The organism is Solidesulfovibrio carbinolicus, assembly GCF_004135975.1.
Classification (GTDB): domain Bacteria; phylum Desulfobacterota; class Desulfovibrionia; order Desulfovibrionales; family Desulfovibrionaceae; genus Solidesulfovibrio; species Solidesulfovibrio carbinolicus.
Genome location: NZ_CP026538.1, coordinates 4,298,086 through 4,313,567, shown reverse-complemented (window position 1 = coordinate 4,313,567; position 15,482 = coordinate 4,298,086). Strand labels below are relative to the sequence as shown.

Genomic DNA, 15,482 nt, shown 5'->3' with positions numbered 1-15,482 from the left:
GGGCCGGCGGCGGACGTCAGTAGACGGGCCAGGCGGCATAGCCCGAGCCGTAGGCCGGCATGGGCGCGTAGCCGGGTTTGGCGGCGGGCATGGGGGCGGCAGGCTTGGCGGCCTGGGCCTGGGGTTTGGACGGCGAGGCCTTGGCGACGGTTTCCCGAGAGGCCTGGGCCTTGGCGGCCAGGGCCTCGACGCGGCCGGAAAGGGTCTTGACGTCGGCGGCCAGGACGGCGGCGGTCTTGGCGTCATGGCCGGCGGCCTGGGTCAGGGCGTCTATCTTGCGGTCCAGGGCGGCCAGGGTCTCGGCCAGGCGGGCAGGATCGTCCCTGGTCGCGGCTTCGTCGGCCAGGGACAGGGCGGCCAGCCGGTCGGACACGGCGGCCAGTTCGGCCCGGCCGCGTTCCACGGCCAGGCCCAGGGCGGCCAGGGCGGCCAGATTGAGGCAGACCAGGGCGACCACGGCGATGGAGGTTATGCGGCGTCGGGGGCTGGGGGAGGCGTTGTCGTACATGGAGTGCTCCTTGGCGTCGGGGTGGGTCTTCGACGCCGAAGCAGAGTCAATGCAAATTTCGCGCCAAATGGAAAATGGGGTCTGGCGGCTTATTTGGCGCATCCGTTTTTGAGCATACGGACGAAAATTTCCCCAGTGGACGTCGAAAAGACGATTTTGCGCCCGGCCACGCCGCCGACGTTGGAGGCGGCCACGCGCAGGCCCAGTTCGGACAACGTGGCGAAGGCCGTTTCCACGTTCTTGCGGCCAACCGAGATTTCCTCGTCAAACAGGGCGCTGGCTCCGCCGAAGACCTTGCACTCGATCTCGGAGAAGGTCACGCCGCGCCGGGAAAATCGGGCGGCCAGGGTCTGTATGGCCGAGTCCACGAACTTGTAGGGCGTGTCGCCCGGGCTGTGCAGGCGGTAGTCGGCGGCTCGGGGGAGCAGGGCGTGGAAGATGGCGGAAAGGCCCTGGCGCGGGGCGAAAAAGGTGACCGAGACGCAGGAGCCGAGCACGGTGTGGGCCAGGGTGGGCTTGTTGACCAGGATGCCCTGGGCGACGTTTAAAAAGGCCGTCTGGTGGTCCGGGAAACGCTCTAGAAGGCCTTGCATGGGGAGCGTCCTTCCGGGCCGGCCTCGTCGAGGTCGCCCAGGGGATTGTCGACGAGGCCGAGGCTGGCCAGGGTTTCCAGCAGGGTGGCCGGCTCGAAGGGTTTGGTGACGTAGGCTTGGGCCCCGGATTCGAACTGGGCCCGCAGCATGTTGGCCGGATCGTCGAGGCTGGAGAGCATGACGGCGGGCACGCGCCGCTCCTCGGGGACACCAGCGGACTCTTCCAGCCGGCGGATGCCGGCCAGGCCTTCGTGGCCGCTTAAAACCGGCATGAGGATGTCCATGACCACCAGATCAAAGGGCCTGCCGGCGGCCTGGGCGGCGGCGAAGCGGTCGATGGCTTCCTTGCCGTTGGCGGCTTCCTCGGCGGTGAAAAGGCTGCCCAGGGCCTGGAGGATGAGATGGCGCTGGTACCGGCTGTCGTCGACGATGAGGGCACGGGGCATGATCCGGTCTCCGTCAGGGTTACTGGTTGTTGGCGTCGTGTTGGCGCTTGGCGGCGGCCAGCAGTCCCGGCACGTCCAGGACCAGGGCCATGTCGCCGGCCTCGGTGACGGTGCCGCCAAGGACGCCCTCGACCCGGCCCAAGGCCCGGCCAAGGTGCTTGAGCACGGCCTGCTTGCGGCCGATGACGGCGTCCACCACCAGGCCGGCCCGGCTGCCGTCGCGGCGCACGGTGACCACGTGGGGTGTGCTGGCCTCGAGCCGGTCGAGGTCGAAAAAGCGGCGCAGGGACAACAGCGGCATGGGGGTTCCGCGCATTTCCATGACGCCCGTGGTTCCGGCCAGGGAAGCCGAGGCCGGCAGCTCCAGGCATTCCTCCACGTAGTCCAGGTGGAGGTAGTAGGCCTCGCCGGCGCAGCGCACTTCCAGACAGTCGATGATGGCCAGGGACACGGGCAGGCGGATGGTGAAGGTGCTGCCCGCGCCCGGGACGCTTTGGACGTCCAGGCGGCCGCGCAGGGCGGCGATGGCTTCGCGCACGGCGTCCATGCCCACGCCCCGGCCCGAGACGTCGCTTACGGCCTCGGCCGTGGACAGGCCGGGCAGGAAAATGAGGTCCAGGGCGGCGGCGGGGTCAAAGGGGCGGCCGGCATCGATGCGGCCGGCGGCCACGGCCTTGGCCCAGAGCTTGCGGCCGTCGATGCCGCCGCCGTCGTCGCGCACGGCGATGACCACGTCGGAGCCTTCCTGGCGGGCCGACAGGGTGACGGTTCCCTGGCGCGGCTTGCCCAGGGCGGCGCGCACCTCGGCCGGTTCGACGCCGTGGTCCACGGCGTTTCGCAGCAGATGGATGCAGGGGGCGTTTAACTGCTCGATGACGGCCTTGTCGAGTTTGGTGTTCTCGCCTTCCATGACCAGGACGGCGTCCTTGGAAAGGTTCGCGCAGGCGTCGCGCACCAGCCGGCGGTACTTGGGAAAGCTCACCTTGATGGGCAGCAGGCGCAACCCCAGCACCTGGTCGCGCAGCAGGGCCGAGAGCCGTTCGACCTCCTCGGCCACGCTCCGAAGTTCCAGGTCGGCCCGGCGGACGGCCAGGCCGGAGAGCCGGGCCTGGGCAATGCCCAGCTCGCCCACGCGGTCCACCAGCACGTCGAGTTCCAGGGCCGGGATGGCCAGTTTGCGGATGCGCTCATCGGCCCAGGCCGGTCCCGGGGCCTTGTCGGTTTCTGCTTCGGCTTCGGACTCGATGTCGGCCTCGGCGGGCTGGTCGGCGGCGGGAGGCGTTTCTTGGACCAGGGCGGCCAGGCGAGCCAGGCGTTCGGTGATGTCGCGGGAGGCGTCGTTTCGGGCGTTCTCGGCCATGGCCCGCATGTCGTCAAAGGCCCCGAGCAGTTCGCCCACGAACTGGCGGTCGGCCGGCCGACCGTCCCGGCGCATGAGTTCCAGCACGGATTCGGCCCCATGGGCCAGGGCGGCCAGGTTGGCCGCGCCGATGGCGCCGGCGTCGCCCTTTATGGTGTGGGCGGCCCGGAAGATCCCGTCCACCCGTCCGGGAAGCTCGCCGGCCGGGGCGGACTCCAGGTCGAGGATGGCCGTTTCGATGCCGCGCAGCTGCTCCAGGCAGCTTTCGGCAAAGAGTTCGTAGAGGGTGTCGTCGTCGGCCATGGGGAAGGGTGGCTCCTTATGGTGAAGCCATACGACGCCGCCGCCCGGGACGCAAGGCGACAGGCCGGGGGGGGGCGGTTGGCCGCGCCCCCTACATGTAGCCGAGGTCGGAGAGTTCCTCGGCCAGGGCGGCCGTGCCGGCGTCGTCGCCGATGGCCGCAGCCGTGGCCGTCGCCCCGGACACGGCTGCGGCCACGGGCCTGGCGGCCAGGGTTTCGGCCGTAAACGCCCCGGCCAGCACCCGGCCGTCCATGGAATCGGTGGGCGCTTCGCCCAGGGCGTGGAGCAGGGTCGGGGTCACGTCGGGCATGGCCGCGTCGGTAAGCTCCACCCCGGCGGCGATGCCCGGCCCGGCCAGGGCGAAAACGCCGTACTGCTCGTGGCGGCCGCTCCATTTGTGGCCGGCGAAAAGGCCGGTGGGCGCGTCCTGGGCGTAGAGCGCGATCTCGTGGGGGACCAGCACCTGATAGCCCGGGCCGCACAGCGTCACCACGTCCGGGGCGTTTGGCGTGCCCTCGCCCTGGTAGAGTTCCTCCCGGGCGTGGACGCTCGTGAAGGGCCGGGCCCCGGTTTCGGGATCGACGATGGCGGTCAGCCCCTGCTTGAGGCGGGCGATCAGGGCCGGCCGGTCGGCCGGGGAGACCACGGCCTCGTTAAAAAAGATGCCGCCGGCAATGCCTTCCGAGACGCAGGCCGAGCGCTGCCAGTCCACGATGGAGGAAAAGAGGTTGTTGATGCGGGCGTGCTCGGCCGAGCGGGCCTTGCGCCGGGCCTCGACCACCGAGGCCGGCAGAACGGCCTTGGCCGCCGCCGCCACGAACCGTCGCAGTCCCGAGGGCGGCCGCCGGCCGGCCAGGGTCCGGGCCAGGTCGCCGGACAGGACGAGCAGCCCCTGGTCCATGAGCCAGCGGTTGAGGAACACGGCGCGCGTAAGCGGCCCGGCTCCGTGGTCCGAGACGATGCCCACGGCGGCGTCCGGGCCGGCGGCGGCCACGATGCGGCCAAGGGCGGCGTCCAGGCGCTCGTAGACCTGTTCGATGGCCTGCCCCAGCTCGGCGTGGCGCGGGTGGGCCGGATCGCGGTAGCCCCAGAAGAAATGCTGCACCCGGTCGGACTCCATGAAGACCGAGCAAAAATAGTCGAGCGGCCGGCGTTCCATGAGCCACAGGGTCAGCTCGCAGCGGGCGTCCACCCCGGCCAGCAGGTTGGCCAGGTACTTGGCCGGATCGGGGTCCAGCATGGGCGATTCGCGGCAGGTGCCGAATTTCGCTTCGACCTCGCGGCGGATTTCCGGGGGATACGTGAAGTCCTCGACGTGGCTGGGGGTGAACATGCCCGGGATGACGAAGCCGTCCACGGGATCGGGCGGCCAGGTCACGGGTACGTTGACCGCGCCGGCCGGGCGTCCCCGGTCGGACAGGATGCGCCACACGGGCGGCAGGCGGCGCTGGGCCGCCGACACGAACCGAACTTCATGGGTCTTGGGGTCCAGGGTCAGGGCGTCGCATACGCCGTGGCGGCCGGGGCTGGCTCCGGTGGCGAAGCTCGTCCAGGCCACGGGGGTCACCGGTGGCACGGTGGAGCACAGCGGGCCGTGGACGCCACGGGCCAAAAGCGCGGCCAGATGGGGCATGCGGCCCTGGGCCATAAGGGGCTTGGCCACGTCGAAGGTGGCCCCGTCCCAGCCAATGACCACCACGCGTTTTGCCGTCAGGGACATGGCGACTCCTTGGCACGGGCGGCGTCGCGGCCGGCCTGCCGGATCTGGCGCAGTTCGGCGAGGTCGCGCCGGGTTGCGCCCTTAAGCCCCAGGATCACCGCGCCGTAGGCGAGGGTTGCGGCCGCCGCGCCGAGCAGCGGCGAACCGCGCAGCAGATACGAAGCGCCCAGACACGCGGCCACGGCGCAGGCCGTACGCAGGGCCGGCCCCAGGGCCAGGGGCGTGTAGCCGTGGCGGGCGGCGAAGCGCAGCGAAAAGACCAGCAGCCAGGCGTAGGAGCCCAGGGCCGCGCCGGCCGCGCCCATGGCCCCGTAGCGCGGGACCAGGAAGGCGTTGGCGGCAAAGGCCAGCACCAGGGCCGCCCCGGCGTAATACAGGGCATAGCGCTGGCGGCCGATGGCCACAAGCAGGTTGTTGACGAGCATGTCCAGGGCCAGAAGCGGCAGGGCCAGGGCGAGCAGGCGCATGACCGGCGCGGCCCCGGCGTATTTGCCGCCAAAAAGGAGCTGGCAGGCCGGTTCGGCGTAGACGGCCAGCAGGCAGGCCGGTAGGGCCATGCCCTGCAGGGTGTGGCGAAAGACCAGGCGGAACAGCCGGCGGGCCGTGTCGAAATCCGTGGGGGCCAGCCGGGCCAGGGCCGGAAACACGGCCAGCATCAAGGCCTGGGGCACGATTTCGAGCTTGAGGAGAAACTCGTGGGGGGCCTGGAAATCGGCCACGGCCGGGAGATCGGCCCACCACGACAGGGACAGCGTGCCGGCCCGGAAGAGGTTTTGCTGGAAAAACACCCCCAAACCCACCACCGATGAGGCCAGGAACATGGCCCGCAAGGCCGGAAAGTCCGAGGCAAACAACGGCGGCGTGAGCCGTACGGCCATGCGCCAGGCCAGGACGGCATGGAGGGCGGCGGCGGCGAGCAGGCCGGCCAGTACGCCCGGGACGCCATAGCCAAGCAGCAGGGCAAGTCCCACGGCGAGGATGGAGACCAGCCCCGACAGGGCGGCCAGGGGCGTTTCGAAGCCCATGCGCTCGTGGGCCTGGAACACGGCGCAGCCGAGCATGCCGAAGCAGCGGCACAGTTCCAGGGCGTAGGCCAGGGCCAGCAGTCCGAAAAGGGGCGCGTCGTAGCCGGACCAGGCGCCGGCCAGGGCCAGCCCCAGGCCGGCGGCCACGGCCAGGGCGGCCCGCAGCAGGATGGCCCGGCCCACCACCGCGCCCGAGGCGGCCGGGGAGCAGGCCATCTCCCGGATCATCACCTGCTGCACACCGAAATAGGTCAGGGCCGCCGCCGCGCCGGCCAGGGCGCTGACCGCGCCCAGCCGACCGAAATCGTCCACGGGCAAAAGCCGCGCCGCCGCCAGCAGCACGAAAAAGCCGCTTAAGGCCTGAAGCCCCCGGGACACGGCCAGGGCCAGGAAATTGCGGCCCAGGGAGCGGCGGCCGGCAGCCGGGGGGATGTGGGGGGCGGCCATGGGTGTGCGCTAATACGGCGTGGTGTTGCAGGTGAGGGTGGGGAGCAGGCCGGCCCACACTTCCCGGGGCATCCGGTACAGGACGTAGCTGGTGTTTTCGGCCAGGCGGTAGCCGGCCAGTTCCGGCGGCGGGCCGCCGGGGGCGCGGTCCAAGGCCACGAAGACCTCGGTCTCGCCGGGGCCGTCCGGGGCGGCCAGGCCCCCCGGCGCGACGACCTTGAAAGGGCCGTCCAGGGACAGCCCAAGGAAGCTCCATTTCCAGGGATCGGCCGAGCACACGGCCAGTTGCCGGGTGCCGGCCCGGGCCAGGGCGTCCTTCAGACCGGCGATGTTGCAATCGATGGCCCGGTAGCGGCCGTGGTTGCGCACATAGCGGGGGTAGTCGATGTTCAGGGCGGCATAGGCCGGGCGCAGGCCGGCGGCCACGAGCTGGCCGGCCAAGAAGACGCCGGCCAGGACCACGGCGGCCAAGGCGGCCGGCCGGGGCAGGGCCGGTTTGCCGGCCGGCCGGGCCAGGGCGGCATAGAGGGCCACGGCGGCGGTCATGGGATAGAAATAGGACAGCCCCTTGCCGGCCACCCAAGGCGCGCCCCGCAGCCAGAAAAGGGCAAAGGCGGCCAGGGAGGCCAGGGAAAAGGTCAGGGCGCACAGCGGCGCGCGGCGGTCGGGGTCGGCGGCGGCCCGCAGTCCGCCAAGGACGAACAGGGCGCACAGGCCAAGCCCCAGGATGGTGACCAGCCAGCCCGGCAGATCGCAAAAGCCCCAGCCCGGCAGACGGGAGAAGCCGTATTCCAAAAGCGGCAGGCCGAATAGGCCCGAGGGCAGGTTGTGGTACAGCCAGCTGAAATAGGCCTCGCTCCACAGCTGGGGCGCGCCCTGGGTGAACTGGATCTGGGCCAGCATGTGGCCCCAGAGAAACCGCACCGGCCAGGTGGCGGCCATGCCCAGGAGAAACCCGGCGACATGGACGGCGCACTCGGCCCAGGGCAGCCGGCCAAAAGCCCGACGCAGCACCAGATAGCTGGCCGAAGCGCCGATGATCATGGGGAATATTTCCGTGTAGTTGACAAACGCGGCCAGGTAGCAGCCGGCCAGAAGCGCCAGCCGGCCCAGGGTTTCCCGTCGTCCGGCCGGGGCGGGCAGGGACAGGGCCAGGGCCAAGAGCGCCACCAGGGGCAGGACGTTGATCTGGGAAAAGGCCCGGATATCCAGGACCATCTGGGCGTAGAACCCGGTGGACAAGGCCAGGGCCGACAGGCTCGCGGCCGGAGCGGACAGGCCCATGGCGGCCAGGAAGGGGAGCAGAGCGGCAAAAAGCAGCACAAAGCTCGTGAGTGTAAAGGCGTACTGGTATTCGACGATGCCAAGGCCGCCCAGGCGGGCCGCGGCCGTGAGCATGGCCCCGGAGGTCCAGCGGATGCTCAGCATGGACTGGGCCGGCACGAGCATGGGGCCGGCTGCTTCCACGGCCTCGGGGGTCTGCTCGAAGGCCCAGGCCCGGGGGTGTTCGTCGAAGTACCGGGCAATGAACATATAAATGAAGGAATCCGAGGCGTTGCCGCGAAAGACGTCATAGCCTTTCTTGCCGACGGCCAGGGGGGACAGCAAAAAGCCCAGGCACAGGACCAGACCGGCCAGGCCGGCCAGAAGCCGTTTGCCGGATACGGCGGCCAGGCGCGGGCCGAGGGTGGCGCGGCAGGCCGCCAGGCAGGCGGCCGAGACGGCCAGAAGCAGCCCGGCCAGGGGCCAGGCGGCCTCGCCGGCCGTGCCTTCCTGGAGCAGCCACCAGGTCAGGGCCGTGGAATAGAGGGCGTAGCCCGCCGCCGGAGCCAGGGCCAGGACGGCCAGGGCGCCCAGGCGCGGGGCCATCAGGGCCATGGGGCCAAGGCCCGCGCCGGCGAAGATCAGGCCGTTTACAGCCAGAGCCAGAACGATGTGCTGCATGGCGGGCCGGCTTAGCGCAGATCGACCACGACGTCGCAGCGCATGCCTTCCTTGATGCGCAGGTCGGGGTTGGGCAGGGTCAGCTCGATGAGATAAAAGGACGGTTGCTGCAGCATGGCCGGCTGGGCCACGTAGTCCACCTTGCTGATGGTGGTCTGGAATTTTTCGCCGGGCCAGGCGTTGAAGATCACGGTGGCGGGGTCGCCGGCCTTGAGCTTTTGCATGGCGATTTCGTGCACCGAGGCCCGTACGATGATGGGATCGAGTTTGCCGATGGTGACCAGGGGAGCCTGTTTGGAAAAGGCCATGCCGGGCACGAGGCTGGAGTTGAGCCACAGGATGTAGCCGTCGCCGGGGGCGCGCACGTAACCCCGGCGAGGCAGGTTTTTGAGGTCCACTTCCTTGCCGAATTTGGACTGGCTGAGCAGGACGCTGTTGTCGTAGCGCTGGCGGGCCAGTTCCAGTTTTTCTTCAAGAAAGTCGCGTTGCAAAAGCAGGTTTTCGATGTCGCGGGCGTTGTTGGCGACCTCGTTGACGGCCACGGCCTGGTTGCCGGCCATGTTTTCCAGCTCTCGCTGGCGGTTTTGGATCGTGGCAAGTTGGAACTGCACGACGCTCATGGCGTGTTCCAGGCCGTTGAGTTCGGCCCGCGACACGAGCTGCTTTTCGGCCATGAGGTTTTCCAGGGGCAACTCATAGGTGATGAGCACTTGGTCTTCCACCACGTGTTGGCCGATCTGGACCGGAGCCGAGATGATCCGCAGCCGGCGCATGTCCGAGCCCAGATCGGCGGCGGATTTTTCCTCGACGGCTTCCTTGGGCATCTCGTAGACGTTGGCCGTGATGCCGCTGCCTTGGGTCGGTGCCTTCTTGGATTTGGCGGAAAAGGGCCAGTTGATGTCGTAGCGGATGGGGCAGTAGGCCTTGCCCTGGAAGGAGATGGTCTCGGCCGAGGCCGGGAGGGCTGCGGCCAGAAGCAGCGCCGCGGCCAGTCCGAAGAGAATTTTCATATCTGTCATGCCATGCCTGCGGAGGTTTTCGTATTGCGGCGCGACCGCGCCAGCGCCCAGGCAAGACGACGTGCCCGAACGCGGCCTCCCCTTACACCAGATCATCCCGGACCACAACGCGGCGGGTCCGTCTTGCCGCCGGGTCTGAAATCCCGTAATTGGGCGAGACCCTGATCCAAAGCGAAAGGACTGCCATGCCCGCCTGCGCCCTCCCGCGATCCCTCGCCCCGCTTGTGTTGTTGGCTGCGGCGTGGTTGCTCGTCTCCTGTGCCCGGCCCACGGCCCCGCCGCCGGCCGCCGCCTCCTCGAAAAATCCGGCCGCCGCCTCGGCCGCCGCTCCGGCCCGACGGGCCGTTCTGGGCTACGGCGACGAGCTGCTCGTGGCCGTGTGGCGTCACGACGACCTCAAGACCGCCGTGCGGGTGGACGAAGCCGGGCGCATCCAGCTGCCCCTGGCCGGCGAGGTCACGGCCGGCGGGCGCACCGTGTCGGAACTGCGCGCCGACCTCACCCGGGCTTACGCCAAATATCTCATTGATCCCCAGGTGACGGTGACGGCCCAAAGCCTGCGCAGCCAGACGGCCCTGGTCCTGGGCGAGGTCAAGTCCCAGGGCGTGGTGTCCGTGGACCACGACATCGTGCTGTTCGAGGCCATTGCCCGGGCCGGCGGCTTCACCGACAACGCCGGCAAGAGCACGGTGGTGCTGTTCCGGGGCATGGATACCGACAAACCCCAGGCCTACATCCTGGATATGAAGCTCGGGACCGGCCTTGGCAAGGGCACGGCCGGCTTTGACCGCTATCTGGAAGGCGGCGACGTGCTCTACGTGCCCAAGAGCACCTGGGCCAACATCGACGAGTTTTTGGGCCACCTAAACGCCGTGGTCAACGCCTTCATCAATGCCGAGCGCCTGGTCATCTTCCTGCCGCAGCTGCGCGACGCCATAAACGACCTGTCCCAGGGGCCGGCCAACCAGGTCAACACCATCATCCAGCAAAGCCAGCCCGTGGCCGGGGAGTATTTAAGCAACCGCCAGGGCGGCGTGACCACGGTGCAGTGACATGGAACTGCGCCTGCTCCTCGCCTTGTTGTGGCGTCGCCGTCGCCTCATGCTGCTGGTGTTCGGCCTGGTGGCCGGCGGCCTGACGCTGTTGACCCTTGTGTGCGAGACCCAGTACGTAGCTTCGGCCAAGGTCTATCTCTACCATTCCTCCACCAAGGCCAGCCTGCTGTCGCGCGTCAACCTCGACTCGGCCATGATGGGTTCGGCCTCGCTCACCGACGCCGAGCGCGCCACCTACGAGGAACTGGCCACAACCGTGCCGGTCCTTGGGCCGCTGGTCGCCCAGCTCGACCTGACCCGCAAGCGCAAGTCGCTCCAGCTCGTGGAGATGATTCCCCTGGTGCGCTGGGCCGTGGACAACTGGCTGCCCCGTTTCGGCCGGCGGCCCATGACCTATGAGGAACTCACCAACAAATCCATCGTCCATATCTTTTTCCCCCGGCCCTACCTCAAGGCGGCCATGGTGGACGACGCCGACATCTTGGAGTTTTCCAGTTCGGCCGAATCCTTGGAACTGGCCATGACCCTGGCCAACGCCGCCGCCCGGTCCTTCATGGCCCGGGAGGCGGACATGCGCCAGGGCGAGTGCCGGGAACTGGCCGCCGCCGCCGCCGCCGAACTGCCCCGCGCCCGCGACGATTACGAAAAGGCCCTGGCCGAACTCGGCAAGCTGCGCCAGCGTGAAAAGATCGTGGATCTCACCGCCGAAGGCGAAAAACTGGTGGAGCGCTTTTACAGCCTCAGCAACGAACGCGACTCCAACCGGCTGCTTTTGCTCAAGGCCCAGGGGATGCTGGCCAACGTCAAGGGGCAGATGGCCAAGCGACCGGAATTCCGCAAATCCGGCGAATCCATCCAGCGTTCGAGTCTCATCGACTCCTTGAAGCTGACCCTTCGCGACCTTTACATGGACTTGGCCGTGGCCAAGTCGCGCATGACCGCCGAGCATCCCCAGGTCAAGGAAATCGAGGGCAAGATCGAGGAGGCCAAGCGCCTGATAAAAGGCGAGGCCCAGAAAGTTTTCGGTTCCGAGACCATTTCCACTGATCCGACCTTCACCTTCTTAAACGAACGGGCGGCCGAGTACACGGCCCAGGCCGCCGGCCTGGAAAGCCAGGACGCCGCTTACGGGTCACTGCTCGACGCTCTGGGAGGTCGCATCATGGCCTTCCCCGAACGGGCGGCGGCCGAGGCCCTGCTCAAGGTCCGGGCGGCGGCCGGCGAACTGTTTCTCAGCAACTTAAACCAGCTTCATCGGGCGGCCGTGGCCGGAGAGGCCCTTGACCTGTCCATCGCCCATCTGGTGGAGGCGGCCACGCCTCCGGGGCGCATCGACGACTACATGCGGCCCAAGCTGTCGCTCATGCTGGCCCTGGGCATCGTGCTCGGCGGGTTCCTGGCGCTGACTGCCGCCCTGCTGGCCGCGTACCTCGATCCCGCTCTCACCCCGGCCGGCGCGGCCGGCCTGGGCGCGCCCGTGGCCGGAACATTGCCCCGGCGGCCCGGACTCCCCCGAGCCCAGGCGGTGCGGCGGCTTCGCGACGCGCTTTTTCCCGTAAGCGGCCGGCCGCCCAAGGTGCTGGTCGTCGCCGACGCCCTGTCCGGCCCGGCCGACGCCCTGGACGTGGCCCTGGAGCTGGGCGTGTCCCTGGCCCGGTCGGGCCGCTCCGTGGCCCTGGTGGACGCCGTTCTTACCCGGCCAAGCCTCCATGCCCGTCTCGGACTGCCGCTTGGCCCCGGCCTGGCCGAGGCCGTCGCCGGCAAGGTCTTTCGCGACGCCGTGATCCTGCCGGGTCCCGAGCCCGGTCTCTTTGCCCTGCCGGCCGGCCAGGCGGCCCTCACTCCGGAAGCGGCCGAGGGGCTGCTGGATTCGCCGGCCGTGGCCGGGCTGCTGGACGGCTTGGGGCGGCGGTTCGACGTCGTGCTGGTGGCGGCCGCGCCGGCCGGGGCCAGCGGCGACGCCTGCTCCCTGTCCCGCCACGCCGACGCCGTGCTGGCCTGCCTGCGTCCTTGGATCGATGACGCCGCCGCCGCCGCCCGGGCCACGGCCGAACTGGCCGCTGCCGCCGGCCGCGCGCCCCGGCTTGTGCTGGTGGGGTCGCCGGACGACGACCCCGCCCCCCGCGACGTGTGGGCCGGCTTGCTGGGCCGGGTCCGGCGCAAACGGCCGGCCGCGCCGACGGCCTAAGCCCGTCGCCCGGGCCGGCGGCCGCGATCCGTAAGGGCGGTCATGCCGCCGCCGCCGGGCCGGCCCATCCCCCCTCTTGCACTCCTGGCCCGGCGTGATAGATGCCTTGGCCGTGAAACGTGTTACCGAAAACCTCCGCCGTCCCTGGCCGCTTGTGCTGTTTCTCCTGGCCCTGGCCCCGCGCCTGTACGAACTGGCCGGGCCATCGGTCGCCTTTTACGATGAGCTGACCACGCTTATGCGGGCCACGGAGCCCTCGGTGGCCGACGTCGTGGCCGGGGCGGTCTGGCAGTATCCGCCGTTTATCGATTTCCAGCCGCCGCTGCACTACGTCGTCGTCCACCTGATGCTCTGGTTTTTCGGCCACAGCGATTTTTTCGCCCGCCTGCCGTCGGCCCTGGCCGGCGCGGCCTGCGCGCCCTTGCTGTTCCTCATCGGCCGGCGGCTTGGCGGCACGGCCTGCGGCCTGTTCGCCGGGGCGGCCCTGGCGGGTAGCCTTTACCATGTGGACGTCAGCCAGCAGGTGCGGCTGTATGCCCTGTTCGGTTTCTTTTTCCTCGGGGCGACGCTGTTTTTGCTGCGGGCGCTGTCCGGCGGCCACCGCCGGGACTGGCTCATGGTCGGCTGGTTTGGCGCGGCGGCCTTTTACACCTCGTATCTTGCCGCCGGCTTTCTGGCCTTCGCCGTCCTGGCCACGGGGTTGACCCTGGCCTGGCCCGAGGGCGACCAGGCCCCGCCGCGGCGGCGCACCCTGGCCGGCCTGGCCGTGGCTTGCGTCCTGATTCTTGTGGCCTTTGCCCCGTGGTGGTTGGCGACGGCCGGCCTGCGCCAGTATCTGCTTGGCGCGGGCGCGCCCCATCTGGCGTCCCTTGGCGGGTCCCTGGAAGCGGCTTTTGCCGCCTTCGCCAGCCACTACGCCGCCTTTCTGGGCCGGCCGGCCTATCCTTGGCTACTGGCCGGCCCGGCCTTGGCCGGACTTATCCTTGGCCTTGCCGATCCCTCCCGGCGGCGCGGGGCGGTTCTCGTGGGCCTGCTCTTCGCGTGCGCCTTTGGCCTGGCCTGGGGCCGGGCCACCACGGCCCACCATTTCCAGGTGCGTTACGTGCTGCCCTGCCTGTTCGCCGCCCTGCTGGCCGCCGGCCTTGGGGTCTCGGTGTTGCTGGCCCGGCTGCCGGCCCGCCGGGCGGTCCATCTCCTGGCGTTGCTGCTCGGCCTGGGACTGGCCGCGCCCAATATCCCGGCCGCGCCGTTTTTTTATCGTCGCGACGACAGCCGTCTGAAAACCCTGGCCGCCGCCCTGGACGAGGCGGCCGCGCCCCGGGCGGCCCTGATCCTGTGGCGCGAGTCCGATCCCTGGACGCGGCCCTATTTCGAGGCCTTTACGCGCTGGTACCTGCCCGGCCGGTTTCTGCCGTCCTTGCCTCAGGGCGGACCGGACGGCCGGGCTGCCCGGGAGGCCCTGGTCCTGGTTCCGACCGGCGGCGACGCCTCGGCCCGGCCTCTGCCCGAGGCCGCGACGCCCGTGGCCAGCCTGGCCGGGGTGGCCGTCCACCGCCTGCCCCTGAAAAATGCCGCCCCGATCCTGCCGCCGGCCGCCTTTTCGGCCTATTTCCGGCCGGACGCGGCCTTTGGCGAAATGGCCGCCTCGCGCAACCTCCGGGCCACGGGCGAGGGGCTTGTCCTGGCCGACCGGGGCCGGGCCGGGGAGGCCACCTACGTGTTCAGGCCGCTGCCCGGCCAGACCGTGGCCCTGGCTTCCCTGGCCATGGACGCCCGGATCACGGACTATCCCGACGACGACACGCCCACCGGCCGGGCCTTTGTCCTGGTCGGCCCGGACGCCGATTCGCTCATCCCTTACGATCCGACCGCGCCGCCGCCGCCGGCCAAATCGCTGACCGTGCGCCTTATCCTGAGTCCGGGCTTCGAGCGCGAGCCCGTGGCCGTCACCCGGCTGGAGGCGCGCCTCACGGTGTCCGGCGACCCCGGCCTGCCCGGGGCCGGGGCGGCTGAGCGCTCGGCCCGGCTGGCCGCCAACACCCCGGTGGCCCCGTGTCCGGCCGGCACGGCCTCTCCGGGGCAATACGTGCTCGACCCGTTGGGAAACGTCTGTCCCTGGACTGTGCCCCTATCACCCGGCCGGCCGGCGCTTTTGAGCAACGCCGGCCAGAAGGCCTTTTCGCCTGAAGGCGTGACGCTGGTCGGCAATCCCGGCGGCGCGACGCTGACCCTTGGCGGCGCGTCCGTGCCGCTGCCCCTGTCCGGCCCGGCCTGCCTGCGCGCCTTTCTGGAGCCGGGCGGCGAGGGCGAAGCGGTCCTGGCCCCGCTTTTCACGGCCGAAGGTTTCGACCCGGGCGCGGCCGACGCCGGCGCCACTGCCGTGCGCCTGCAAAACGATCCGGCCCTGTCCTGCCCCGACGCCAAGCCGTGTTTCGTAGCCTATGCCGCCACCACCGGCTATCCGGCCAAATCCCTGGCATTGACATGGTTTCCAAGGCTTTTTGGTGATCCTGAAGGCAAAAACGGGGCGGTGGCCGAGGTGGCCCTGGGCGACGGCGAGTACCGGCTGCTGGACGCTTTCCTGAGCACCCGCTCGGGGCGCTGGGACGGGCTTGGGGTGGCGCGCCGGGCTTCCCTGGACCTTGGCGGTTTCACGGGCACGGTGCGGGTGCGGTTTCGCCTGACCGGCGACGGGGTCCAGCTGTGGAGCGCGCCAACCTACCCCATGGCCGCGCGGCTGGCCCTGGACACGCGCAGCCTGCCGGCCCTGGAGCTGTCGCCGGGCGTCACGCCCCTTGGCGTGTCCTGCCCCGGAGAGTGCCGGGCGACCCTGGGCTTTGACGGGTCCTAGGGTCACGTCCACCAATAAAGGCG

11 protein-coding genes are annotated in these 15,482 nt (G+C 70.0%); 3 read left to right on the top strand and 8 right to left on the bottom strand.

Annotated features, from left to right (window positions below; genetic code table 11):
- Positions 1-16 precede the first annotated feature (16 nt).
- From C3Y92_RS19275 to C3Y92_RS19240, 8 genes are all read right to left on the bottom strand, one after another.
- The gene (locus C3Y92_RS19275) at positions 17-508 is read right to left on the bottom strand and encodes a hypothetical protein (RefSeq protein ID WP_129355394.1); all 492 of its coding nucleotides are present in this window, start codon (positions 506-508) and stop codon (positions 17-19) included.
- Between the two features lie 89 nt (positions 509-597).
- Entirely contained in the window at positions 598-1,101 is a 504-nt protein-coding gene (locus C3Y92_RS19270) for a chemotaxis protein CheD (protein WP_129355392.1), read from the bottom strand.
- The gene (locus C3Y92_RS19265; protein ID WP_129355390.1) at positions 1,086-1,547 is read right to left on the bottom strand and encodes a response regulator; all 462 of its coding nucleotides are present in this window, start codon (positions 1,545-1,547) and stop codon (positions 1,086-1,088) included. Before C3Y92_RS19265 ends, C3Y92_RS19270 begins: the two co-directional genes overlap by 16 nt.
- A 19-nt stretch (positions 1,548-1,566) precedes the next feature.
- The gene (locus C3Y92_RS19260) at positions 1,567-3,210 is read right to left on the bottom strand and encodes a chemotaxis protein CheA (protein WP_129355388.1); all 1,644 of its coding nucleotides are present in this window, start codon (positions 3,208-3,210) and stop codon (positions 1,567-1,569) included.
- A 91-nt stretch (positions 3,211-3,301) separates the two neighbouring features.
- Positions 3,302-4,930 carry an alkaline phosphatase family protein gene (locus C3Y92_RS19255; protein WP_129355386.1) on the bottom strand — a complete coding sequence of 543 codons (1,629 nt, stop codon included), beginning with the start codon at positions 4,928-4,930 and terminating at the stop codon, positions 3,302-3,304.
- Entirely contained in the window at positions 4,921-6,402 is a 1,482-nt protein-coding gene (locus C3Y92_RS19250; protein WP_129355384.1) for a lipopolysaccharide biosynthesis protein, read from the bottom strand. Before C3Y92_RS19250 ends, C3Y92_RS19255 begins: the two co-directional genes overlap by 10 nt.
- Positions 6,403-6,411: 9 nt before the next feature.
- Positions 6,412-8,346, bottom strand: coding sequence for a hypothetical protein (locus C3Y92_RS19245; protein WP_129355382.1), 1,935 nt, complete (start codon positions 8,344-8,346; stop codon positions 6,412-6,414).
- A gap of 11 nt (positions 8,347-8,357) precedes the next feature.
- Positions 8,358-9,356, bottom strand: a complete 999-nt coding sequence (locus C3Y92_RS19240; protein ID WP_235669547.1) for an efflux RND transporter periplasmic adaptor subunit — start codon at positions 9,354-9,356, stop codon at positions 8,358-8,360.
- A gap of 194 nt (positions 9,357-9,550) precedes the next feature.
- Here C3Y92_RS19240 and C3Y92_RS19235 point away from each other — a divergent pair, with 194 nt between their 5' ends.
- The 3 genes from C3Y92_RS19235 (at position 9,551) to C3Y92_RS19225 (ending at position 15,459) form a co-directional block, all read left to right on the top strand.
- Entirely contained in the window at positions 9,551-10,417 is an 867-nt protein-coding gene (locus C3Y92_RS19235) for a polysaccharide biosynthesis/export family protein (RefSeq protein ID WP_129355374.1), read from the top strand.
- Between the two features lies 1 nt (position 10,418).
- A complete protein-coding gene (locus C3Y92_RS19230) occupies positions 10,419-12,608 on the top strand; it encodes a GumC domain-containing protein (protein ID WP_129355372.1) in 2,190 nt (729 codons plus the stop codon).
- Positions 12,609-12,720: 112 nt separating this feature from the next.
- A complete protein-coding gene (locus tag C3Y92_RS19225; protein ID WP_235669546.1) occupies positions 12,721-15,459 on the top strand; it encodes a glycosyltransferase family 39 protein in 2,739 nt (912 codons plus the stop codon).
- The last annotated feature ends 23 nt before the right edge of the window (positions 15,460-15,482 follow it).

Coding starts and splice junctions, on each gene's coding strand:
- C3Y92_RS19270 (WP_129355392.1), bottom strand. CDS start 1,101: ATGCAAGGCCTTCTAGAGCGTTTCCCGGACCACCAGACGGCCTTTTTA.
- C3Y92_RS19235 (WP_129355374.1), top strand. CDS start 9,551: ATGCCCGCCTGCGCCCTCCCGCGATCCCTCGCCCCGCTTGTGTTGTTG.
- C3Y92_RS19275 (WP_129355394.1), bottom strand. CDS start 508: ATGTACGACAACGCCTCCCCCAGCCCCCGACGCCGCATAACCTCCATC.
- C3Y92_RS19265 (WP_129355390.1), bottom strand. CDS start 1,547: ATGCCCCGTGCCCTCATCGTCGACGACAGCCGGTACCAGCGCCATCTC.
- C3Y92_RS19245 (WP_129355382.1), bottom strand. CDS start 8,346: ATGCAGCACATCGTTCTGGCTCTGGCTGTAAACGGCCTGATCTTCGCC.
- C3Y92_RS19230 (WP_129355372.1), top strand. CDS start 10,419: ATGGAACTGCGCCTGCTCCTCGCCTTGTTGTGGCGTCGCCGTCGCCTC.
- C3Y92_RS19260 (WP_129355388.1), bottom strand. CDS start 3,210: ATGGCCGACGACGACACCCTCTACGAACTCTTTGCCGAAAGCTGCCTG.
- C3Y92_RS19240 (WP_235669547.1), bottom strand. CDS start 9,356: ATGAAAATTCTCTTCGGACTGGCCGCGGCGCTGCTTCTGGCCGCAGCC.
- C3Y92_RS19255 (WP_129355386.1), bottom strand. CDS start 4,930: ATGTCCCTGACGGCAAAACGCGTGGTGGTCATTGGCTGGGACGGGGCC.
- C3Y92_RS19250 (WP_129355384.1), bottom strand. CDS start 6,402: ATGGCCGCCCCCCACATCCCCCCGGCTGCCGGCCGCCGCTCCCTGGGC.